This is a genomic window from Xylanibacter ruminicola, assembly GCF_900142525.1.
GTDB classification, from domain to species: domain Bacteria; phylum Bacteroidota; class Bacteroidia; order Bacteroidales; family Bacteroidaceae; genus Prevotella; species Prevotella ruminicola_A.
The window spans coordinates 119,311-144,828 of record NZ_FRBD01000009.1 but is presented as its reverse complement, the minus strand read 5'-3'; the positions used below and the strand labels follow the sequence as shown (position 1 = coordinate 144,828).

General features: G+C 44.7%; 17 protein-coding genes. 14 read left to right on the top strand and 3 right to left on the bottom strand.

Going from position 1 to position 25,518, the window contains the following annotated elements; all coding sequences use genetic code 11:
* Positions 1 to 569: 569 nt before the first annotated feature.
* From BUB86_RS07405 to BUB86_RS07340, 14 genes are all read left to right on the top strand, one after another.
* On the top strand, positions 570 to 968 hold the full coding sequence (locus tag BUB86_RS07405; protein ID WP_073207700.1) for a hypothetical protein: 399 nt from the start codon (positions 570 to 572) through the stop codon (positions 966 to 968).
* A gap of 125 nt (positions 969 to 1,093) precedes the next feature.
* Positions 1,094 to 2,548, top strand: a complete 1,455-nt coding sequence (locus tag BUB86_RS07400) for a DUF3575 domain-containing protein (RefSeq protein WP_139261507.1) — start codon at positions 1,094 to 1,096, stop codon at positions 2,546 to 2,548.
* Entirely contained in the window at positions 2,545 to 3,708 is a 1,164-nt protein-coding gene (locus BUB86_RS07395) for a hypothetical protein (protein ID WP_139261506.1), read from the top strand. The genes BUB86_RS07400 and BUB86_RS07395 overlap by 4 nt, the downstream gene beginning before the upstream one ends.
* A gap of 43 nt (positions 3,709 to 3,751) precedes the next feature.
* Positions 3,752 to 5,113 carry a fimbrillin family protein gene (locus tag BUB86_RS07390; RefSeq protein ID WP_175549436.1) on the top strand — a complete coding sequence of 454 codons (1,362 nt, stop codon included), beginning with the start codon at positions 3,752 to 3,754 and terminating at the stop codon, positions 5,111 to 5,113.
* A 16-nt stretch (positions 5,114 to 5,129) separates the two neighbouring features.
* Entirely contained in the window at positions 5,130 to 6,377 is a 1,248-nt protein-coding gene (locus BUB86_RS07385; protein ID WP_139261505.1) for a fimbrillin family protein, read from the top strand.
* A 30-nt stretch (positions 6,378 to 6,407) separates the two neighbouring features.
* Positions 6,408 to 8,540 (top strand): fimbrillin family protein, encoded by a 2,133-nt coding sequence (locus BUB86_RS07380; protein WP_073207684.1) that lies wholly within the window; start codon positions 6,408 to 6,410, stop codon positions 8,538 to 8,540.
* A gap of 9 nt (positions 8,541 to 8,549) precedes the next feature.
* On the top strand, positions 8,550 to 10,589 hold the full coding sequence (locus BUB86_RS07375; protein WP_073207681.1) for a fimbrillin family protein: 2,040 nt from the start codon (positions 8,550 to 8,552) through the stop codon (positions 10,587 to 10,589).
* A gap of 10 nt (positions 10,590 to 10,599) precedes the next feature.
* Positions 10,600 to 12,465 (top strand): fimbrillin family protein, encoded by a 1,866-nt coding sequence (locus BUB86_RS07370; protein WP_175549435.1) that lies wholly within the window; start codon positions 10,600 to 10,602, stop codon positions 12,463 to 12,465.
* 18 nt (positions 12,466 to 12,483) lie between these two features.
* Positions 12,484 to 13,641 (top strand): fimbrillin family protein, encoded by a 1,158-nt coding sequence (locus BUB86_RS07365; RefSeq protein WP_073207676.1) that lies wholly within the window; start codon positions 12,484 to 12,486, stop codon positions 13,639 to 13,641.
* Positions 13,642 to 13,646: 5 nt separating this feature from the next.
* The gene (locus BUB86_RS07360) at positions 13,647 to 16,388 is read left to right on the top strand and encodes a hypothetical protein (protein WP_073207673.1); all 2,742 of its coding nucleotides are present in this window, start codon (positions 13,647 to 13,649) and stop codon (positions 16,386 to 16,388) included.
* Between the two features lie 2 nt (positions 16,389 to 16,390).
* A complete protein-coding gene (locus tag BUB86_RS07355) occupies positions 16,391 to 18,136 on the top strand; it encodes a hypothetical protein (protein WP_073207670.1) in 1,746 nt (581 codons plus the stop codon).
* Between the two features lie 5 nt (positions 18,137 to 18,141).
* On the top strand, positions 18,142 to 20,769 hold the full coding sequence (locus tag BUB86_RS07350) for a hypothetical protein (RefSeq protein WP_073207667.1): 2,628 nt from the start codon (positions 18,142 to 18,144) through the stop codon (positions 20,767 to 20,769).
* Between the two features lie 11 nt (positions 20,770 to 20,780).
* Complete coding sequence (locus tag BUB86_RS07345; protein WP_175549434.1) at positions 20,781 to 21,824, top strand: fimbrillin family protein; 1,044 nt, start codon at positions 20,781 to 20,783, stop codon at positions 21,822 to 21,824.
* On the top strand, positions 21,821 to 23,734 hold the full coding sequence (locus BUB86_RS07340; RefSeq protein ID WP_139261501.1) for a fimbrillin family protein: 1,914 nt from the start codon (positions 21,821 to 21,823) through the stop codon (positions 23,732 to 23,734). The genes BUB86_RS07345 and BUB86_RS07340 overlap by 4 nt, the downstream gene beginning before the upstream one ends.
* A 72-nt stretch (positions 23,735 to 23,806) precedes the next feature.
* Here the strand turns inward: BUB86_RS07340 and BUB86_RS07335 are convergent, their stop codons facing one another.
* Genes BUB86_RS07335 through BUB86_RS07325 form a run of 3 tightly spaced genes read right to left on the bottom strand, consistent with a single transcriptional unit; the run spans position 23,807 to position 25,477 of the window.
* Positions 23,807 to 24,727, bottom strand: a complete 921-nt coding sequence (locus BUB86_RS07335; protein ID WP_073207657.1) for a sensor histidine kinase — start codon at positions 24,725 to 24,727, stop codon at positions 23,807 to 23,809.
* A gap of 3 nt (positions 24,728 to 24,730) precedes the next feature.
* The gene (locus tag BUB86_RS07330; RefSeq protein WP_073207654.1) at positions 24,731 to 25,042 is read right to left on the bottom strand and encodes an STAS domain-containing protein; all 312 of its coding nucleotides are present in this window, start codon (positions 25,040 to 25,042) and stop codon (positions 24,731 to 24,733) included.
* A 27-nt stretch (positions 25,043 to 25,069) separates the two neighbouring features.
* The gene (locus tag BUB86_RS07325) at positions 25,070 to 25,477 is read right to left on the bottom strand and encodes an ATP-binding protein (protein WP_073207728.1); all 408 of its coding nucleotides are present in this window, start codon (positions 25,475 to 25,477) and stop codon (positions 25,070 to 25,072) included.
* Positions 25,478 to 25,518: the final 41 nt, after the last annotated feature.

Below are 25,518 nucleotides of genomic sequence, written 5' to 3'. Positions count from 1 at the left end.
CGGAGTGACACTCTGTAACCGTGGGTGTGACAGAGTGTCACCGCCGATGTGACGGTATGTAACCCATTTCTATCACTGTTGGAAACAGTCTTTTTGCTGCCATTTATTCACATCTGTTATGTCAAATAATATACATATTGTATCATCACTATGAATAGTGTATGAATAGTTGACGCCAACTATTCATAGTGTTAAAATGCTGATACTCAGCAATATACAACGTTTTTATGAATAGTTGGCCGTAATTTATTGATTTTCTCGTTATAAGAATCATAGGGGCAGTCCTCTCGATCACTTTTCCGCTGAAATCAGATCGTTTTTTGTTATTTCTTTGAATAAAACTTTTTTTAGTCCGACTTTGTTGTTATTGCTACCAATACTCTCTAATTGCTAACTACTTGATTATGATAAGGTTACGTCAGCGCTAACAATAAAACAACAATGGCGTGAAAAATAAACTTTGATATAAAAAAACTTTGCGATTATTTTTTTGCAAAAAAGCTTGGAAGTTTTAAGGATTTTGCTTATATTTGCCTCAGGAAGTACTACAATCTAAAACATGTTAGCCTATGACGTGGAATTTAAAGTATTTGATGGCTGCCGCGATGGCAGGAATTATGAGTTTAAGTATGACGGCATGCAGTGCAGATTATAATGGTTATGATAACGACGATGCCGAGCTGATAGGTACATGGGATGCCATCAGCACTCAGTTTTATGCCGAGGGAGAGGGGTACAGTAAACCAGGGCTTGGCGTAGGTTATTGGGTGATTACCGATCGCACCATCACCCAGTACGACCGTACAGACGAGGCCAGTCCGCCAGTAGGATATTCATTTGATGGGCGGAAACTGAACATAGAAGGACGTGAAGAACATGAGGTGGTGACGCTGACCAAACAACAAATGCTACTGAGAACGGAGGTGCGCCAAGGCATTTATCAGGAAATAACGTACAAACGTAGATAAGGGAAAGCTAAATATTGTTAACTTGACAATTAATTTTGTGTTTTTTGCATAATTTGTGTAATTTTGCATTTGCATTTTTGCAAAATTAGGGATTGATATAATAAAACATTACTTAAAGGATTAAGGTGAAAACAAAATTCAGCTGTAGACTGAAGTTTTTCATTGTGTTCGTATTAATCTGTCGCTGCCAGCTGACCGTATTGGCTCAGACGGATTGGACACGTGGGTGTGGTGATGGCCGCATCTTCGATGAGAGCTATGCTAAATCATACAGGCAGCTTCCAGACTATCCTTTTGTCTTCGTGTCTGACTCAATGGTTACTACTCCACCAGTTATTTGTGATTCTCTGTTTGATGAAATTGCTCGAGGTCTGAGATTTGAGGTTAACCGTACTGAAATTAAAAAGGATGATCCTTTTATCAGTCTGTATAACGATAGCTTGCTGCCTTGGGTCAAGAAGCATCATCTGGTGTTGCGTGAAGTATTTGTAAAAGGTGCAGCTTCTCCAGAGGGCCCTTACGATAATAATGTTCGCTTAAGTCGTGAGCGTACGAAACGTTTGATAGAATTTCTGAACAGACATGAGGATGCTCCCGTTTCTGATTATCCCGTAAGTGCTAAGTGCGTAACGGAGGATTATGCCTATTTGGTGAAATTGATGGAGCAGGCTGGCGACGTGGAATATAAGCAGGTAAAGGATATCTGGGAGAAAAGTAACGCTGATGAACGTCGATGCAAACAAATGTTGATGGCCCTGAATGGCGGACGTACTTGGAAGCGACTGCTGAAACAATACTTCCCCACGCTACGTCAAAGTCGTGTGGTGTTGTGGTATGTAGCCAAGCCTTGTCAGATGTCGACTCCATCCAGCGTGTCGGCTGTTGACTCCACTGCACAGGAACTGTCTGTGCTGCCAGGTGATACAATCGTAGAGATACCTGCTGCAGAAATGGAAAGTGAATATCCTCGTAGACATATGATTGCTGTGAGAACTAATCTCTTACATGACTTCCTCTATGTACCTCAGTTTGGCTTTGCACCGGGCGCGAACATTCAGGCAGAATATTACCCGCTGAGCGGCCACTATACTTTCAACGCTGGTTTTACTTTTACCAACCACAGACATTGGGATACGCAGAACTTTATGCAGATTCGCGACTTCCAACTGTCGGTGCGTCGATATTTTAAGGGTGGGGGAGAGTTCGTAGGTCCCTATCTTGACGGATATGCAGAGTTTATGAAATACGGTATAGGTTTCGGTCCCGACAAAGGTTGGCAGGGCGAAGGTGGCGGCGCCGGCATAGGAGTAGGTCACACATGGAACCTGAACAAGCGAGGTAACCTGAGGTTGGAGGTCAGTGCCAGTCTGGGCTTCTTTGTGACTAGATACGACCCGTATGTGTGGGGAAATCCTGTTAATGGGTCTATTGATGGTCTCTACTATTATGACTATCATGGTAACACAAGTGAATTTAAGGAGCGCAACCACCGCTTTATGTGGCTCGGACCTACCAATGCAGGTGTGCATATAACCTACGATATTATTTACCGAAAGCGTGGAAAGGAGGTTGTAAGATGAAACGTTTACACCTTATTATATATATAATAGCAGTAATGCAGGGCTTAGTGGGATGCATTGAGCCACCATTGCATCTGCCTGGACAGGAGATAGGCGTGGAGGTGCAGGTGTCACAGACTGAAATGAACATTGTTTGGGATAATGAGGTGCAGCTGAATCATGAATGGTATTACGGTTGGGATATAAAAGACGACTCCATTTGGGGCGGATTAGACTATCCAATACCAACGAGTTATGAGGTGTATCGCTACTACAAGGGCGATGATATCCATAACAAACACACCAGTGTAGACATGTTCACCATCAATACAAACCGTTTCCGACGTTACTTCCAGTTTGGATACTACGACATGTTGCTGTATAGTAACATCGACTCGAAGGATGGCACCCAGGTGTTGTTGATAAAAGAGGATGGCGACTCTGTTATAGCGACAACAACCGGTACACGAGGCATAGCGCGCAGCATACTGGAGGCAAGCAGGTCGAACGGCGACGAAACTCCATTGGGAATTCTGAATCAGCCTGAGATTTTCTATGGCGCCTACTCGGAGAATGTGTATATATCGCCCGATCTGAGCGATTACGAGTACGATCCGGTTGAGAATATCTATATTAAGCACTTAGAAGCCGAGTTGCACCCGCTGGTGTATATCTATCTGGTGCAGTTTGTGTTGCTAAACAACGACGACGGTCGAATAAAGGGAATAAACGGTAATACCGCTATATCGTCGATGGCCAGCAGTACAAATGTGAATACGGGCCATACAGGCAACACACCAAGTCTGGTGTACTTCAACACCCGCATGAAACAGAACATCGAAGTAGAGGGAAAGCTCTGCGATGTGTTCGGTGGTAAGCTGACCACCTTCGGCCTTTGCGACAACGAACCATACTACCGCTCGGGGGCCGAATATAAAGGCGGTCGCGCCAATCTGAAGAATATGGTGTACTACGACCTGGTATGGAACAATAATCAGGTAAAGACCTACGAGGCCGATGTGACCAGTCAGATGCAGGCAAACTCGCATGGCGGCGTGATAACCGTGTGGATAGACTGCAGTAAACTGGAAAAACCCCAGAATGAAGAAGAAGGTGGCGGCAGCCTGTTTATTCCCACAGTAGAGGATTACGACCAGGTGGAATGGCATATAGAGATATAATTATTATTACTAGTAATAAAGCAAATAAATGAATAAAAAAAAGATGAAGAAACAAGTATTTTTTGCAGTAGCTGCTATGGCCTTGGCCAGTTGTAGTAGTGATGGGTTGGTAAACAACTCTGCTGCAGACCAGGAAGCACCCATCGCTTTCGGTGTGGAGAAAAAGAACATTACGCGTGGTACAAATTTTGAAACCCTTGAGCGCTACAACTTTGGTGTTTGGGCTTACAAGGTTAATGGTACTAACAGCCAGCAGGTGATGAACAACTACTTGGTGGGATACTCTGATGGCAATGGTAAGGGTTATGCTCTGAACGGCGCCTCAACATGGGATGCAAGTGCCGGTAAACTTGATGACCACCAGTCGCCTTGGTTCTATGAGAAACTCGGTAAAGCAGAATATAAGAATACAGATTCTTCTAAGGGCTATCTCGCTACTCAGACTGAGTACAAGTCAGCCAACGATTACCAGTATCTCCGCTATTGGGACTTGGCATATACAAATACCAATTTCTATGCTTATGCTCCTTACAAGGCTAGTGGCGTAAGCTATGCCGATGGTAAGATAACCGTAGAGAACGGTGCTCAGACAGCTGGCTACACTGACAACAGCAAGACGGAATTTCTTTATGCCGGTTACAAAGCTTTAAATTCAGATAAGAAAGATGTTTTACTGCAGTTTTATCACCTTGGCGCAAAGGTAAACCTGCAATTCTATGAGGATATTCCTGGTTATAAAGTACAGATTATCGATGTGACGACTAAAGAAACTGGTATTCAGGCTACTCCTGCCACCAAGAGCGGTACCATCTATACAAAGACTGACTACTATACCACCTGTGGCGCTACCATCAGTTATGATACTGATATGAAACCTACTGCCACTGTGAGCCATGTTGATGACGCTGCAAACAAGACTCAGGAGAATTTGAAGTTCGATGTTCCTACTACAAATCTGGAAGCATACACTGCTAAAGTCACAGGCACCAAATACAATGTTATCCCTGAGCAGGTTACTTCTGGCACTCAAACATATGCCGCATCACCAAAAACATACTATCCTGTAGCTCAGCCTACAACTAGTGAGGTTGGTTTTACCTTCCACGTGTCATATAAGCTGATAGCTGAGGATAATGGTGAGGAGATTACCGTTCACGATGCACGCGTATATGTTCCTGCGAAGAGTGTTTCAGGAGAAACAACAACTTATATCGCAGCTTGGCAGCCTAACACCGCATATACATACACCTTCAAGATTACTAATAATTCAACAGGTTCTACTAGCACGACTACTCCTAACATAGAGGATCCTACTATTCCAACAGAAAAGGCTCTTTATCCCATCGTATTCGATGGCGCTACTGTTGAGGCATATAGTACTAGTGATAATGGTTCTGACTTCTAAATATAACTTTAAAACCATGTGGTGGATTGGCACACTATTGCTGTGTGCCAACCTCACCGCGTGTTCATCTGATTCAATCATCGAGCAAACAGAAAACCATGAGGGCGATACACCTATGCAGTTCAGTCAGGCGGCTCTCAATGCTCCTGTAACAAGGGCAACACGTGCAGCAGAGCCATTATCGCAAGGGTTTCTGGTGAGCAGTTGGAAAGGTTTCGGAACCTCTAACCAGCAGGTGGTGATGGATAAGTATCAGGTAAACATCTATGTTGATAACTGGAATAACAATACCAAATGGGATTATGTATCTTCGGAATCTCGTTCCTTTTATCAGACACAGATTATGCGATACTGGGATTTCGCATCGATGCCCTATCGTTTCTACGCCATCACCCCTTGTCCTCCAAGTAATCAGATATCTCAGTTTACATTATCAGCCAATCAACTCATAATACCTAATACTGTAACATTTAAGAGTGAAACTTGCGCTAATGGAATAGTGACTAAGGGCGAAGAACCCTATATGCCTGCTCAGATACGCTGTACTTCAGAGAGTAATAATTCGGATTACGACCTGCTGAATGGCGATAAAAACATTAACAAGAGTGGCAACGGCGCAACAACAACATTAAGCCGCTACGTAGCTCTGCCGTTCCATCATTTTACCACGAAAGTGCGTTTTGCCCTCTATAGTACATACGAGTCGAACGACCCAGCAGAGCTACAACTCAGAAACATTGTAATCAAGGTGAAGCGTGATGGTGGTTTCGTGACATCGGCCAATGGCTATTCTGCTGACTTGAGTCAGAAGACGATGATTGAGGGCGAGTTCACCAATCCAACAACTGTGAGTGGTGATTATACCTTACTTACAGATGCTGGTACTGACAAATTCGCAGAATACAATGAAGAGTCGAATGCCTATTGGTGTCAGTGCGAGGATGGCATATTGCAGATTCCTCAAGACAAGGTGGAACTGATGATTTCGTTCACTTTAAAGGATGATGGCTTTGTGAAGGAATATATTAAAGAGACAGACCAGGTAAAGTATGATGAATCTACTCATACATTGACCTATACCGATATACCAGTGACTGCTTATGTTGACAATCAGGAAGTAAGTAGATTTACTTGGAAGTCGAACTATATATATACGTACAAGATGAAGATTACGGAGTTTTATCCCATCCGAATTGAATGTACGGCCACGTTAACTCCATGGACAGAAGTCTATGGATCAATAGATACCAATCTCGAACAATAACAAGAAATAATAATAGAATAAATAAACGATATGAAACAACTTTTCTACCCGCTGGTTCTAGCCACCGCACTGGTGACAACAGCATGTAACAACGACCTGGAGAGTAACACAGACGTCGTAGATCCAAGCAACAAGACTGCTATCTCATTCTCTGTCGAGGAGAGTCAACAACCCATGACTCGCGCTGGTTTTAAAGCGAGTACAAAGATGGCTATGCGCATCAAAAGTGAGGATGGTAGTGGTAATACACGTTATACTCGTACCGTAGCAAATGCAGCTGCAGCAGCAACGGGCAAGGATTATTCTGCAATTTCCGTGGATGGAGCTTATGTCCGTTATTGGGATGATGCTTTTGGACGTAAAGCAAACCTTTCTGTTTTTGCTTTGGCTGTTCCAGATAAAACTGATATTTTGAACAACGGCAAAACCGTCGAAGAGAAACTTACAGATGGAAGTACTATCTGGTTTACAGAAACTACAGAGAATGAGAAGATTAATTGGGTAGTATCTACAACACAGACAGGCACCACTCTTGCCAACGAGGACCTTACTTACAGCAACAATATCAAGGAAGATGGTTTAAACGGAGTCTACAAATACGATTTCACAAATCAAAAATATCCTGAGGACAACACTAATCTAGAGAATGGTAGAATGCAGTTTCGCTTGCAGAACACATTAGAAACAGACGGCCCTGGTAAGTTTGACAAGGGACACCTCGTATTCAATCATGCTCTGAGCCGAATCACTGTTAATCTAAAGAAGGGTGATGGCTTTACAGGAACAGGTTCATTTCAATTCGCAGATAACACCAATGTAAAGATCCTAAACGTTCCTGTTGATGGTGATTTGGATTTGAAAGAAGGTACATGGTCAAATGTGACGAAAAAAGATATTGATCTCATGGCAGAACAGACACCAGCTTCAAACATGACTTATTCTTTGATGGCACAGATTCTTCCTGACTATGTAATCAGTTCGACAGCTACAACAAATATGCTGACTTTCACCATCGATGATAACCAGTATTTCATTACTCAGGCTCAAATGTATGATGCCTTGAAGAATGCTACGGGTATGACAAAGAAGGATGCTGACAAAATCATCATGGAGCAGGGGCTGAATTACAATTACCAAATTACTGTCGGCAAGACAAATATTATTAATGTAACTGCTGTTGTAGAACCATGGGCAGATGTTGATGCAGTAAATTTTAACCCATCAAATGCTCGTATAACACTTGACGGAATCTACGACTCACAATCAGGTGAATATAGTAAAGACTTCAAATTGTATCGACTTCTCGACGAAAGTTCAACTATAACCGACAACTATGTCGGCAAAAAATGGGATGGCGATTATACTGATTATGCTACATTGCGCGACAATGGCGATAACAGTTGGAGCACAGACTGGTATTTTGAAAGCAACAAAGCATATTACCACTTCCGCACAGTTAATGAAAACACAACGATTGAAACATCTGCAGCCAAAGACTACTTCGAGATTACATCAGGCCCTGTTGCATCAACAGATTTTCATTGGGGCGCTCCAATGACAACTGAACCTATTTATAATGTAACAAATGGTTATGAGGCTACACTCTCAAGTGCAATCGGTGCCACAAAAGCAAAAATCAATATCACAGATCAGCACATGATGAGTAATATTATAATTAAGCTTCAGACCACTACTGGTTCAGACAAAGTTACTCTTGACAATAGCAAGGTTTATATAACTAAACTCAGCAATTCAGCTCATGTTCAGATGGGTAATGGTCTTGTAATACCTACCAGTACAATTACTGGTGAACAGGAGATTACCCCTAAAAATGCTACAGGAACAGAGTTTTCTTATGCAATTGTTCCTCAGGCTCTTGTTCGTGGAGACAATCCAACAGACGATGACTATGTAGGCATTACTATCGTAACAGGCGACAACAACCAGTATTATATCGTAAAGAAATTGAGTGAAATAAAAGCAGAAACTGTTACTAATCAAAAGAATCAGGCTCAAGGTGCTGCAATTACTCGCTGGTTCCCTGGTCATACATACACCTATACATTCACTTTGAAGAAGTCTGGTATTGATAAGATTACCTGTACCGTTCAGGGATGGGTTAACATAACTGCAAACAATAAGGACATTTCACTGGAAGATTAATTCTTTGCAATGATAAGAAAGAATATCATATATGCTCTCACAACCTCATTTGTGCTGGGACTTGGTTCCTGCACTAATGAGGAAATGGGAGGTTCTTTCGATAGGACCGCTGATGGTTCTATAGATTTCATCGTTGGCGTAGAAAGTTCTCCAAGCAGGAAGACGATGACACGTGCCGTTACCCCCACATATTACGCCATGAAGGCAGGTACACAGGTGCGCCTGAAGGTAGATGGTACATGGGCCGGCAAAACACCTGAAGCCATCAGCCAGAAGACAACTTGCACAACTGAAGCTTCAACTACCAGCATCAACGAACTGTCGTTTACAGATAGCGAGATGCTCTATTGGGACGACTATGGAGCAGGCGATCCTGCCAATGCCACAAATACTGCCAGTGGCGTGAATGTATTAGGCGTCGCTGTCGACGGTATGGCTGAGGCTCCTGCTATTACGACTGATGCAGAGTGGGAGAGTCTGTCGTGGCCTGTCATCACCGATGGCAAGAATGTACTGAATGGCGACATCATCGTTTCAAACAACCTGACAAAATATACGTTTGCTAAAAGAAATGACGATGCAGCCAAGAAGATGGTGTTTGTTCACCCCTTGAGCAAGATTACTTTCAACCTCAAGGCTGGTGCTGGTTTCACCAAAGGAACAGTTGGTGCTACCACCAATAAGTTTGAGAAAGACCCAACGCTTTGGCTTTCTAACTCAACTTCATTGGAGGACATTGAGAGAACTAATAATGACTATGCTCTTACTACTGGTACCGTAAGCATCAAGAATGCAAATGCCGAGAGTGACGGAAATAAGGCCAAGCTTATTGCTGGTACAACCAGCACAACAGATGCAGATATCACCGTCATCAAGCAGGCTATCGTCTATCCAGGAACACAACTGGGTGCCAGCAATGATGCTGTGATTGCCGTGCTGAATGCAGATGATAATATCTACTACATCAAGGCTGCTGAGATTCGTAAAGCAATGTTTGATGACGATGCAAGTACAGACTATACGACAAAGGCTGGTCATAACTACATTATTAATATTACAGTCAATAAGTCGGGTCTCGCACTTACTGCTACTGTCACCAACTGGGTTCATGTCAACTCCGAAGAGGTGCACCCAGTCATCAACGTAAATGCAACGATAGGAGATGGTGATACAGCGCCTACCAAGGAAAACGTCTTTGCGTTCTATCGTAGTGAGAATATCGAGAAAGAGTATGTGAAAGCAGCCTCTCCAACGGCGAAGACTGATGGCTCCATAGACTGGACTGGCACGACTACGCTGTACTGGACCAGCCACTACCAGCACTATCACTTCCGAGGCATCTATCCTGAAACAATAACTGTAACCACAGACGATAAAGACCGTCAGTGTGTAGTTGTAACGAATGGTGATTACGATGCCAGCACATTCCCTAGCAACTTCGTGATGGGTATGCCAGAGATTGCTGCTGGAACGATGTGTGGCAATCCTGACCATACTCAGGTGGATATGAGTATTGGTGGCATCTGCGCCCGTGAGGCTGCGATCAACCTGAACTTCCGTTATATGATGAGTCAGGTAGAGGTTGTCCTGAGTACAAGTGCCGAAGGAACTCACAACTATGTGGACCTCAGCAACGTTGTGGTAGAACTGGTGAATGTCTACAACAGTGGTAATATCCTTTTGAAGGATCGCTCAGCTGTGGTGACTGGCGACGCAGGCAACAACCCTCTCAAAGAAGTGAACACCGCAGATCACAAATATCTGGGTGTTATCGTACCACAGGAGTTAACCTACACCACTGCTGGTGCCTCAACGAATGTTCGCATAAAAATCACTGTCACAAATAGTGATTCTACAAAGGATATCTATTATGCTGACGTGAATCCTATCTTGAAGAAAGGTACAACAGACTTAATCGCTCCCAATGGCAAATGGGAATCTGGCATGCACTATGTCTATAACCTGAAGGTGACTAAGACGGAGATCAAGGCTACTGCCTCGCTTACGGACTGGAGTGTAGTAGATGCAGAAGAAGAGGTTTGGTTCTAAAGATAAGAAGATGACAATAAAGAAATATATAACCCTCGCATTAACAGCCCTGACACTTGCAGGTTGTGCCAGTGATGACGCCAACAACTCGCTGACAGAGGATCGTCTGCCCTTGACATTCGAAACAAGTCTGTCGGGTAGTCGTACTGTGACGCGTGCTATAGGCAATCAGTTTGAAGCGAACGATGAGTTGCTGTGCTATGTACGTCATATTTCTAGTAGCAATCTTAGCACAGACAAGAACTACCAAGAAGTTTCGACATACAAGAAGATGGTTACTATCAACAAGAATGGTGAGCCTACTGTGAAACAGTATTGGGACGATTATAGTGATTCGAACAACGACCTCCGCACAAAGAATCATGCTCTGCAGTCTTTCTATGGCTATTGCTATAATGGTGGCACACCATCACCAGCACTTGTTGAAGCTACAGGCGTGCTTGGTTGGACAACTGCTGTCGACCAGACTGCTGATGGTGCTATGAAGGCAAACGATTTGCTTTGGTCTGCAGCTCAAGAGCCTGTCACCTATCAGCATGCGAAAGAAGGCCGTAGTGGTTTGACTATTCCTTACACTCACGCTATGAGTAAGTTTACCATTGTTGTGGTGGCAGGTGAAGGATTTAAGGCTGACGATTTGAATGCCACAACGGTAACACTCGATGGTATGAACCTGAAAGGTACCTTTACGGCTCCTACTGCAAAGGTAGAAGCTACAGGAACTACCACTGTGAAGATGTTTGCCAATGCCGCCTCTACAACTACCGACAATAAACCCTGTCGTGCTTACGAGGCTGTGGTAGTACCAACAACAGCGCTCTCACTCGACAAACACCTGGCTACTATTTCAGATGTGGATGGCAATGATTATGAGATTCATCTTACTAACAACATTCTTTCTGATTGGGCTACTGGCATTGATAACGATGCCAGCAAGAGTGGCTACAACTACAAACTGACCGTCACCCTGAACAAGCAAGCCATCAGTGTTGTTGCCTCTCTTGCCGGCTGGACCGATGTAAGTGCCACTGGTACAGGCGAAATTAACTTCGCTGCTGATGTGACAAGCATTGACAAATCCAACAGCGCAGCTCTAAAAAATGGCGACTCTTTCTCGCTGTGGATGACAACAGATCTCGCCAATATTGGTTCTGTCGCAACAACTGCAGAATATAATGGCAGTAAATTCGTAAACTCGCCCGCTATCTACTGGCCTAATGGCTCGGATAATTTCTATTTCCGTGCTTTGGCAAAGAAAACAATAGAACATGCGCTAGGAGCTGTCACATCAGCCAATGTCTCACAAGGCACCGATCTGCTTTGGGCTACAACTGCAGCCCATACAGGTACTGAGGCAGGTGGCTCAACAACTCATGACTATGCCGAAGGTGCAGCTATCAATCCTCGTACTGGCGATGTACCTCTGACCTTCAGACATGTGATGAGTAATGTGGTGATCAACTTGACGACAAGTAGCGATGCTTCGGCTGTTGACCTGACTGGTGCCAAGATTACATTGACTAACCTCTATAATGATGGTTCTATCGACATCGCTTCAGGCGACATTACACATGGTAGTGCCAAAGCAGCAAAAGCGGTAAAGGAAGCCACAGACTATGATTTAATTATGATCCCTCAGACAATTGATGATAACAGCAAGTTGATTATCACTCTTACTGATGGCACCACCTACTCGCTGCAGTTGAACAAGTGTACAGATAAGACCGATGGCACTACTCTCATCGCCGATTGGAAAAGTGGTAATATGTATACCTATACTATCACTTTGAAGAAAGAAGAGGTGTCTTTCCGTGCCTTGATTCAAGAATGGACAAAAAATCCCGGCAGTGGAAATGCAACACTCGATTGGGACTAAGAGATACGTGAGTGAATAATGAAAATTGAACAATTATATATCGCTGCAATCGCACTGTTGCTGACAGCCTGCTCAGGACAGGACATTATCAACGACTCACAAGAAACGGTGAGTCGTATGCCTGTATTGTTCTCGGCAGGAAATACTGATGTGGCGCTGACTCGTGCCACGGCATCTTATATGCCCAAAGATAGTCGTTTCGTCTGTTCGATGTTCTTCCATGCAGGTGCCAACGATACAAACGACTCAGAGTTTGGCGCCCCCATATCAGATGTCAATATGACCACAGCTTGGCTGAAGATTAACAATGCGACTGGTAATGCGGTGTATTGGAACAGCGCCTATGCAGATGCTTCGGCAACAGACATCTATGGCTTTGACGAGAATGCCAAGTGTTTCTATTGGCAGAACCGATTGAACCATATCTTCTTGGCGCTGGCAGATAATAACAAGCTTAGCACAGAGGATGGGACTGGTACTCTGAAACTTTTCCCTGACGTAAGCACTCAGTATAAGAATCAATATATGAAGGCTTACGACCTGACCAAAGGTACTAAGACCAGTATGGCAGAACAGCCTGATCCCATACTGGCTGTAGAAACAATCAGTCCTGCAGGAGCTACCCCCGAGGCCAACCGTGTGAAGTTGTTCTTCAAGCATCAGTTCTCGCAGATTCAGGTCAATCTGAAAAACTCACAAGACGAGTCGGTAACCATCGACTCTACACTTATTGAAAGTGTAGAATTGCTGGGCGTAGCAGAAACCGGCTACGTGGCCTATTGCATTCAGCCCGATGGAACAGTGCCTGCAACGACATCTGCTCCCATCAATATTGATGATCCTAAATATGATGCCACAGAAAAGGATAATCCTTATGGCTCGTGTTTCAGCCTGTTTAAACGAGTGGCTGTCCCTGGCTATCTGAAGTCGTTCGAAGGTATTGCCTTTGGCACACTGCAAGGTATCCGTATCACTTGGAAAGAATCAAACGATGAAAATGCAGTAAAGCATGTTGCTACATATAAAGGCGTTAAGAATATGACACTTGAAAGTGGTAAGAAATACATCTATAATATGGAGCTGCGTCGAAGTCTGATAGCTCAGGTAAAAGCCGAAGTTGTGGCGTGGGAAATGGATCAGACTGACTATTCTGCCGACGGTACCATTCAAAACTAAGATTTATGATAAAGAACAACATATATAAACTATCACAACTGGTTCTGATGACTTGTATTCTCTTCTTGATGACAAGTTGTCGTGAAACCTTTGAAAACCTCTTTCCCAGCGATATCGCCGATGGAGAGGAAGTGATGTTTACCACCTCGCTGCCCAGTGCCCCTTCAACTCGTGCTACTCAAGAAGAATACGAAACTCAAATGGCAGCCTATAAGACTGTCAACGAGGCTTACGAGTTTACCATTGACATGTTCGAAGAAAACGTCGCTGATCCCATTGGTAGCGGAATATATCGACCTGCCTCTAAAGTAACAAAGGATGAAGAAGGCAATATCACAAAGGTAGAGTATGACGAAGTGGGTACACTGGTTTCAGTTACAAACAAAGCACTATATTGGTCAAGTACTGTTGTTCCCTATGCTTTCGAAGCAACTGCTGGTTCTAAGACTTTATCGGAAAACCAGTCAACAAAAGAAAACTGGCTACAGCAAGATCGCTTGAAAGGTTATGGTTATATCCAGATGTGGGATAATGATAATAATTCTCCTATTGATAATTTGGATACTTTGAACTATCATACTGCCAAACAATGGAAAAAACTCAATAGTCAGGCCTCGTTAGTGAGCGATGACACCGACTATAAGAAGATTCCTCTTTACTTGCAGCACCAGCGCTCACTTATCACTATTATCCTGAAAGCGGGCGAGGGTGTGAGTCGTGAAGCATTGGCTTTTAATGTAGCAGAGAATGATTTGAGCGCAAAGATATATTCGTATTCTGCAAATAATCTAGAAATAACGCCATTGGCGCGTGAAACACTTATTGATTATGAAACCGACAAAAATGGTGCAGCAGCATCAGGGGTAAGTAGCACCCGTTATGATGCCATCGTGGAACCATACGATTATTCGGCTAATCCGTCAACTGACTTGATAACCAGAATATCGATTTCTGGTCAGCATTATTCGTTCTATGCCCAAAACGATTATAACTTTGATACGAATAAAGACAATTACAAGCTAGAAGCAGGCAAGCATCTGATTATCACGGTGACGCTGAGTCGCGATAGTCGCAAGGTGATGATGACGGCCTACATTGAAGACTGGACAGAAGAAGTAACAAACACCATTTGCGATGACTACGGTAATGCTGGAGAGCCTATCAAAATCAAGAATCGTGATGAATTGATAGCATTCCTGAAAGACGAGAATAAGAATAAGGCAGGTAATATTGCGCTCGTCACACAGAACATCAATCTTGAGGAGATTTCTGAAACGAACACAGGCACGTGGGATGCCTATAACACATACGGCCTCAACTGTACGCTGAGTCTTGGTGGTAACACCATCATCAGTAACCATCGTTTCTTGGAAAGTTTAGGCAATGCGGCTAGTCTGCAGAACGGCACCATCCAGATTGGTGGTACTGTAGATGCTGCCATCGCTAATACCAATCATGGTGCTATTGACGATGTGAAGATTACTGCTGAAAGCGCTGCTGCTCATGCCACTGTGGCTGGTGCTGTAATCAGCAATACAGGTACCATCTCCAGATGTCACTCTTCATTAAAAGTAGCAAACACCACTACCACAGAGATTATTGGTGGTATAGCTGCCACCTCTCTGTCTGATGGCAACGCTGCTGTTATTGATGCATGCACCGTGACTAACCGTGTGTGTGGCGGCGCTATCGGTGGTGGTATCGTGGGCCAGGCCAATGGTTATGTAACTAACAATACCTTCGAGTATGGCATCACGCTCTTGCAGGATTCAATAACGCATAAGAATATTGTTGGTGAAGTTAACAGCAATCATAGTTTCAAGGCCGAGAATAACGCATGGCCTACCTATCATACTAATGGTAGTCTAAAAAATGCCACTGCTGGAACAAATCTTTATCATGGTATCATTGATAGTGACGAAGAGTTGCGGGCTTCTGTAGGAACGACCTATAACAAAGATGATAAACGTTATCGCTTGGCTCAGGATATTACGGTTAATTCTACAGTAGGTAGTGTGGCTTACAACCTGGATGGTAATAACAAAACAATTACCACAAAAGCGATGATTTTCGATGCTGTTACAGGTCAGGTTCACGACCTGACGGTCTATGTGACAGGCAATCTGGAAACGACACAGGATGCAGCAACTGCTACTGATGCTATTGCACCACTAGCCTTTGAGGTGCATGGTGAGAAAGCAGAAATCAGTCATATTAAAGTAAAGATGGCCGATGGCACCGTTATCAAGACATCCAACCCTGCCGGCGTGGTGGTTTGGGCATACAATGGCGCTACTGTCAGCAACTGTGAGGCGAAGGTAAATCTTTATGCCAACGTATCCTCATCAGTTACTCAGGGGCGAAAATTTGCTGGTGGTATCGTATCTACAGTCTCTAAGGGCACTGTTACGCAATGTATTCTCCATTCTGGTAGTACGCTGAATGGAACTGCATCTTCTCTTATTTATTATGGCGGTATCGTGGGTGGTATAGAAAAGAAAAATGATTCAAACGATACACCTGCGCTGACCATTACCGATTGTACTAGCTTCTTGACAGTTACAAAAGACGAAAAGCATGGTGGCATTCTGGGTAATTCGCTTCTTGGAACAAGTGAGACGGCGACAAAGGACTGTCAGGGTAACTGGTGGCCAAGTGATTGTAATGGCGTAGGAACATATGTGGGTAGTGTTGAGGCTACCATCGGTAAACGTAATGCCGTTACCCCCACAGAAAAAGACTTTTAAGCATGATGAAAAAGGAAATTAGATTATATCTAGGTTTGACCTTGGGCTTTTTGCTCTTTACAGCCTGTAATTCGCAGAATGAAGCCTTTGCTCCTGATGATGACGATCTGATAATCCATGTGGGCGGTGTGAATACCGACCAGATGGTGACTACTGCTGCCGTTACCCGTTCGGCTGTGGCTGCCGAGACGCTCGACTGGCTGAAAGAGGGATTGGAGCAGGGCATGAACATGCTATATTACAAAGGTGAGTCTGCACAACAGCATGCTATCCTGAAACTTGAAACAGATGGTACTTATAGCATGAAGACTTCTACAGGAACTGTTTGCAAATGGTTGGATAACGGTGAGCATGTGTTCGAAGGCGTTTATGTACCCAGTGGACTGAAAACGCAAAACAACACACAAGATTACGACGATCTGATTCATTACACTGCCATTCCTCCTTCTACCGAAATTGCAGCTACGGTGGGAAAGATTACTATCCCTCTGCAACATCGTCTGGCACGTGTTCATGCCTATGTGCTGATTGATAAAAGCATGGGTACCTATCTGAAAGGTTATGACACCAAAGATATCAGCAACAACTACAATGTAGAGAATACGAAGTTGCGTTTCTGTAACGTCAATACCCTAGATTATGTGAATGGCGACGGAAAGCCTGTGTGGAAGGAGGAGCGAAAAGCTATTCCTCATTATCTGGGCGAACTTGGAAGTATTGTGGAAGACAATAAGGTGGCTTGTGAGACTTTTCGTACCTATAAGGACAAGTCAACAGGCACGTTGTATTTCCCTACCGATGGAGAATGGAAGACTGCCCATGCTGATTATCTGGCTAACGGTGATAAGAACTATATTTGTACCGACTATGGAAAGGTACCCAGCTATGATCTTATTGTGCGTCCTACCTATACAGAGCCATCTGACCCTTCGGAAGGCTCAAACGTTATGTACGATGAAAGTGTCTTGACAGCTGAAAAATCAAACAAGATTGACTTCGAGCTCACGCTTGACAATGATCTGGAATACGAGAAGCAATTTACCTTCGATCTGAATGCCAACGACGAAACAGTGGTGTTCCTGCGTGTGAGTCCTGAGCGTATCGACTATAACAGCGCAGGTACTCGCTTGTGGGTAGAAGCTAGCGGCAACGACAGTTATTACGGAGTGAACAACCAAAATGGTAACAACCTGTCTGTGGCTGGTAGCAGTTGGCAGCGTGCTTATACTAACAGCATTTTAGACACAGGCGTTACAGATGGTCACTTCTACAATGCTGACTCAGAAGATGCTGAGGCACAGTATGTGGATGATGACAAATGGATAGAGATGCTCTTGCAGGCCTACCAGGGTGGCACACATCATGGTGATTACTTCATATTGAAGAAGGATATCACCATCAACACCGACAACTTTGCATTCCCCACAAACTTCAAATTCACAGGTCATCTTGATGCTCTCGACCATACCATTACCATCACAGGTTCTCGCGCCTATTTGTTTGATGGTTTGGATGGAGAATATAAGACGGCTCAAGAAGATGACAAGACCGCAACATGGGAAGCCAATGTACATCTGGAAGGTAAAATCTGGGTGCCCACGTTGGGCTGGCGTGCTGAGATTGTCAATGCCACGATCTCTGGTGGCAGGTTCTTCACAGATGGGGCTAAAATCACTGGTTATGTCAACAATTGCAAGGATGCTACCGGCTCAGTAGAAAACGCCCCAGGCATTCCAACATATAATTAAGAAAGATGAAGATAAGACAAATTATATATCTATTCACTGCCATCGTACTCTCAGCTTGTACTGCCGATGATGATGCGATACTCAGCGATGCGCAACATGCTTTGATGGGGCAGGGCATCTGTTTCGAGACATCTATAGCCGAACCTTTCGTTACCCGCACCACCTATCATCATGATGGCTCGTTCAACGAGGGCGACCAGATGCGCATCTTCCGCCAGTATGCTGACGGGACATCGTTCGATGCTACCACAGAAGCCTTTCGTACCTATTATTTGAAAATGGACTATGCCACAGGTACTTCTGTCTCGCTTAATTCCGACTGGGTGCCTATGGCGGGTAAATTGAAATCTGATAAGCCTGGAGTTGATACCATACAAACATCTGCTGACTCACTGATGTGGGAGAATGGTAAAACAGTTCGTTTCCGTGCCTGGGGACGCAGTAATTTGGCAAATGCGCTCGACAATGGTACCAAAGGCAGCTATTATCCCGACTATACCATTTCGGATTGGGTCACCGTATCTGGACCTACCAAGAGCATCCCTCTTACCATGCGCCACATTGCTTGTCGTATCGGTCTGACATGTAAGTCGGGCAATGAATTTGGCAGCGCACAGATCTGCACGGATGTTGCAGATTATAAACGCAAGGATAATGCCGACACCAAGGATCATGATGATGCCGAGACAGCAAAGACTGATGAAGAGGCTCAAGCAGAACTGGATCAGGTCATGGCCGTTTATAACAAGATGTGTATGCCTGCTGGCGTTGACGATAAGACTTTCCTGCTGACAGCGATGACACAGTCTTTGTATAATGGAACAGACACGGACTTTAAGAATTTTGAGAAATACGGCGTGTCTGACGGTATCGTGAAGATTGGTACCAAGAGCGCTGAGTATATCGCTTCTTATGTTCAGCACCCCGTGTTCAATGGTAATGATGGGCGATTGTATATGATGTCGATACCAATGGATATGAGTAGCACTGGGGCTGGTCAGGAACTGGTGTTGCCTGCCTGTACCCGTTTTAAGGTGTGGCTCTATGATGTGAATAATGGTGACCGCAGCACAACCGATGGCTCTACGGGCAGCGAGAGTAATTATCATATCTTTGCGCTCAGTGAAATCAAAGACAGCCAGGGTAATGCTGTGTATGCCAATGGTCTCACCTTGAAAGCTGGCTACAGCTATTTGTTCAGCGTGGGTTATCACTACGACAAGCTGACCATCACGCCTGTCGACAACTTCTCATGGAACGAGCAGGATGTTATATCGCCCAATGCCAATAATGAGGCACAGCCAAAAGAAAAACTTGATTTCGGTTGGTGGACCAAGGCATATCGTGAGGCTGCCAAGACGGCTCTTGCTGGAGGCAAATTTCTTCCTTCATTCAGTATTTCGAATCAAAAAGAGTTCATCACCTTCATCAAACTGGTCAATGGCACTGCTGCTACAAGAATGAGTGGATTGAAACGTGGAAAGGTGCGTACGGACGATAACGGCAATGAAATAAAGGACGAGGATGGCTTCGAGACCTATTGGTGGATACTGGAGGACGAGACCGATGAGGATGGTAATCCCAAGCAGATTACCAAGGAAGAGGCTGAGGGGCTGGGCTATGTGTTCTATCCTCACTTCTATCCTACCGTATCAACCCAGAAGGCTTATGTAATTGAGGATTATGTAACAGGTCCCATGGATTTCTATGATACCGACTTCGGCAATCGATATGAAGTGAAACTAACGCAAGACCTTGATTTTTATGACTGGGAGCTGCCTAGTATTGGTGAAGATAGCAACCATCCTTTCAGAGGCAATTTCATTGGCAATGGTTATACAATCTCCAATCTGTATATGAAGAGCGGCTATCTCTTTGACCATGTGAAGGATGGCGCCATCAGCAACTTAAAGATAGAGACAACACACAATACTTGTCTATTGAATATAGCAGAAAGTAGTGGCACTATGGGGTGGGGTTGTTATATTGCAGGTATTTCTATGATATGCCCAAGTACTTACAATACGATTGCTACAAGCCTGGAAGGTACCAGCTACGTGGTAGGTTGCATCCATGTAGGCAATGCTGGAGGGGCGCTGGTTGGCTCTGCAAGTAATCTCACCATGCTCGGATGTATGCAGGCTGCCTCGGGTATCGCAAAAAAAACGGGTGCACTGCTGGGGAGTTATTCTGTAAATGCCAAGTCCAACTTCTTCGCTCCTCAGTCGGCTAAGAACCTGACGTGGGGATCGTTTATGTGCAACTACTATGATGTGGAGAAGTCTGAAGGAACCAATGCCGTTGGCAGCATTACTGATGCTTATCAGCCACAGCAGTATATACGTGGTAGTAAGTCGCATATTCTGAAAGCCAAGAACGATTATCTGATTGGTTCCAGTGACGACTATGCTAAGTTGAGTGCTAACATGAAGAAAGAAATGTATGGCCTGGCTCCTTGGAAAGCCATGAACTATGCCATCTGGAAGTACAACCAGTCCGAGATTGGCGAGAAGTATCCCTGCACCATGAAGTATCAGGCTTCTTCGGTAGGCTATACGCATCTTTATCCCACACTTATCGCTGGAGCACCCTCTGTGGAAAGCAGTTGGAATCCGCTCATACAAAACAACTAATGCTGACAGATATGAACATCAATAAAATAATTCTATGTGGAATAGCCGTGTTTCTGGCTAGTTGTTCTGCCGACGAGGGCGCTGAGGAACAGCAGCAGGGCATCCTATCTTTTTCTACGTCGATAGAGAACTTCGAGGGCGAACCATTTACCCGTACAAACTTTGCTGGCAATGCCTTTGAGGCTGGCGATAAGATCAAACTGAAGATTATCTGTCCTTTCTCTACACATACTGAGTTTGGTGAAACCACCTATGGCAACAGCTTCGATGCATTCTGGTTGATGAAATGGGAAAGCAACAAGTGGGCCACACTGACGGCTGCCGATGGCTACGACATCAATGGTGACTACAGTCCTTCGGCATCGCCAGACATCTATGCACGATACGAAGCCCAACAGACACCCTATGTCTATACGGCGCAGACCTGGAGTGAGGAGCAGATTTTTATTGCAGGCAGTAGCACCCGCGTAGAGCAGTATAGCAATGTGTTCCATGCCAACCAAACCAAGGCTGCCGATTATAAGGCTAGCGACCAGATGTGGGCACAGACCATCCAGCAGACAGGCTCTTATAACGTGCATCTCAGTTTCAAGCATGTCATGTCGGCATTATACATCACTGTCAGTGCGGCTGAAAGTCTTGGAATCTCTGATGATGCAGTTCTTACCCTTGAGGGAATGCCTGATATTGACCAAGCGGAGGTTATTGTGGGTGATTACTACGCTGCCAAGAGCAAGGTCAACTCAAGTGATTATGGATATCAGAACAAGCATAACTGCACTGTATTCCAGAATGGTAAGGTGATAGGTGTAGCAGTAATCGATGATTCTAAAAGTAAAGCATATACTGAGGCGATTGACCAGATTGCGCAGACAGCCACCTATACCGCTTATAATGCCGGCAGTAAGACCTATCGAATCATTGTGCCGCCCTGCACTCTAAGTAATAAGGCCACTTTCTGGCTTCGCGATGGCGAGAAGCGCTATAGCATGACGCTGAACCAGGACACCTTTGAGGCTGGTAAACTCTATAACGTAACGATGAATATAAAATGAAACTCAATAAGATATTTCTCTTTGCCTTGATGGCGCTCTTCTCGGCTTGCAGTAGCGAGGACGACTTCTTGGTGCCCGACTCTGCCTTGCAGATAAAAGGTATTTGTGCGTCGGTTTCCGACGAGCTGCCTATGACGCGTGCTATAGCTAAATTAAGTGATGTCGTAGGCCGCAACGCATTTGTTGCCACCGACAGAATTGTTTTCACCAACATTCAGCGTGCAGAAAATCCGTTGAAAGCATTCACATACAGTAACATTATTTACGATTACGACGGAAACAGTTGGGAACGTGCAGAGGGTAACATACCCGAAAAGATTTATTGGACTGATGGCGCCTCCTATCATACATTTATAGGATATAGCTTGCCGTCAAGCACTTACCATTGGGAGACAATTGACAATTCCACGGGAAGTTGCACCTTTGCCGGCGAGTTGGGATATGGTCTCACGGAACTTGATTACACCTCAGGTAATGAGGCGTTGATGGCAGAAGACCTGCTGGTGAACTATAGCGATACCACGAAGGCTGAGTCTGACGGTCTTTCAACCAAGATAAAGTTCACACACGCCCTGAGTAATGTGCGCGTGGTGGTTAATATCAAGGATTTTGCCGCCAGCAGCAGTGCTGTGGATACGCAGGTAGGCATCAGCAACATGGTGCTTCGCAGTCAGCCGTGTCTGTTCTCGTGGGGTGCCAACAGTAAAGACCTCACGGTGAAAGACTTCAGCGAACAGGGTACAGAGCATATCAAAGATCTGAAGCTCTGGTGTCCTAAACCTGCTGGTGAGGGAACAGCACAAAGCAAAACCTTCACCTTCTATGGGCTTACCACGCCTCAGGACGCCACTTTCCATGCTATCAATGGAAACGATAAGAAATTAGAGTTCTCGTTCACGGTGACCTATCCTAATGCCATGAATCCCAATGAGACGCTCACCAAGACCTACTCTGGCACATTCAGCGGCATTGTAAACTTCTATTCTGGCCAATGCACCACACTTAATATTTCCCTCAACCACAAGAACGAGCAGATGTATATGGATGTGGAATACAACGACTGGAACTACGTGTCTACGCCCGACCTGGGTGAGCTTCGCAAAAAATCCACCTTCCTTGATATCAATAGCACCGTCACCATTCATACTGATGCCAATGCCAACATCTATGATGCCACATGGCTCTATAAAGATGGTAGTCAACTGAAAGACATCTATGGCAACGACGGCACGAAGGAAAAGCCTTATCGCATCTCTACTGCCTCACAACTTCTTTCATTCGCCAAGGAGGTGAAGGGTGGTCTCGCTTTCAAAGGACAGTATATTCGCCTAGATGCTGATATCACGATGCAGTCTAGCACGGCAAGAACCACTGCCGAAGACACTACATCGACAACCGCACCTCTGAGTTGGATAGGTATCGGCGATGCCAGCACCGCCTTCAACGGCACCTTCCTTGGGGGCGACCGTTTCATCAATCGCCTGAGTGGCAGTCCGCTGTTTGTCAACTTGGGTGCTGATGCACGTATTGAGCAACTCCAGATTACATGTATTGGCAATATCTCTGGAAAAGGTGCATTGGCCGAGACCAATGCTGGCGTCATCGGAGGCTGTAAGGTCATTGATGATGTGTCAGTAGCCGATGGTGGAGGTGCACTCGTTGGCACCAATACAGGCAGCATCTATGCCTGCTATCACACGGGCACCACTCAGCTCGTTGGCACTACCAGTGCCGATGGAGTTATCGGCTGTTATACGGCCTCAGACATTACTTCCTTGAGCAGTGATTATCTGAAGGGTTTAGTTGAATCCCTGAATACTAAACTGACCACTTGGTATAAAGATCATTTAGGCTTTACCCAGTATCAGTATGTCTACACCGTTGGTAGTTATCCTACTGTAGTAAAGTAGCGATACATTATTATATATACAAAAAGCCCCTCGCACTTCAAAATGCGAGGGGCTTTTTGTATATGAGGTATATTAGATAGGCAGTGAGAGAATAAAACGTGCACCGTTACGATACTCAGTGTCGAGACGTACATCGCCACCTAGACGGCGAGCAATGCTGCGTGCTACGGTAAGTCCTATTCCGTTGCCTTCTAAGAAATCGTTGAGCTTAACGTATGGCTCGAAAATCTTGTCGGCATAGTCAGAGAGAACACCAGTACCGCTATCCTCAACACAGAATTCAAGATTTGAACCATCGATGTTGATGAGCAACAGAATGTCGCCCTGAGCAGTGAACTTCATGGCATTGTCGAGCAATGCAACAAGTGCACGTACGGCCTGCTTAGTGTTAGTGAACACCATCGTGGCCTGTGCCACTTCTACCATCTGACATTTGAAATCGGCCTTCTGGAACTTGTCAATACCTGACTCCTGAATTGCCAATGCCGCAATGTCTTGTGCCATCACATTATCGTCGCACTCGATGGGCTGCTCCATCTCAATCTCAGCAACATTAAGTATACCGTCTGCTAACAGAGCTATGTTGCCTGCATTCGGATGGGTATAGTCGAGTCTTTGCTTGATGCTCTCGGCATATTTCTCGATCATAGCTTTCTTCTTAAGCATGGTCTGCTCAAGCTGTTGCTTGGCAGCCATTATCTCAGATGACTGCTTCTCGATAGCCTCTTTTACCTTAAGCACCTTCTGCTTTTCCTCTTCCATCTTATCGAAAGCCATCAGTGCCTCTTCATAGCCCTGACCCACGTTGTCGAAGTTCTGCTCGAGTGAACGATAGTCCTTGAGCAACTTCTCCATCTCGTTGACGCGCTTCTGATAGTCGTCGAGTAACTGCTTGCTTTCTACCTCCTGTTCGCGGATATGTTTAATCTTCATCTGCAGGATGACGCAGATGGCCAGGAGTGCTATGATAAGTATGACAACAATCCAAATCATACGTTAGTCTTTTTTCTGTTCTACCTTCATGAACTTGGTGAAACCGGTCATTGCCAAAATCTTATAGATCTCGGGCGATACGTTTGTAATCTTGAACTGACCCTTTAGCTGTGTAACGGTGCGCATGGTCTTCTGGATAATACGCAGACCAGAACTGGCCATATATGTAAGTTCTGAGCAGTCCATTTCAAGGTCAACTCCACCATCGCGCAGAGCGGGCTGGATGTCCTGTTCGAACTGGTTGGCATTCATAGTGTCGATTCTAGATCCTGTCTTAATAATGGTCTTACCACCTTCTTTGATAATCTGTGTCATAATTTCGTGCTATCTTAATTATTTTCTTTAAATATCCTTTTTCATTGTGAGCAGGTTCTTACCTTCCAAACGCTGGTAGGTAACTTCGTTCATGATGTTCTTTACAATGTAAATGCCCATACCGCCTAGTTCGCGTTCCATTGGGTCAACATCTGTGTCGGCATCATCCTTCATGGTTGGGTCAAATTCACGGCCCTTGTCGCTTAGGATGAAAGTGAGCTGGCGGCCATTGCATTCAGCTGAAAGCTCGATGTCGGCAGTTTTTCCTTCAGGGTAAGCGTAAAAAATAACGTTTGACACCATTTCTTCCATCACTAGGTTCAGATTCATCAAGAGTTCCATGTCGAGCTGAAGTTCCTCGCCAATCTGCTCGATGAAGGCGTTTACTTTCTCAAGTTCACCGACCTGGTTCTTGATTTTAATTTCTTTTTTCATTTTCATAAGAATATGCAATCTTGGTTATATTGTTTAAATTA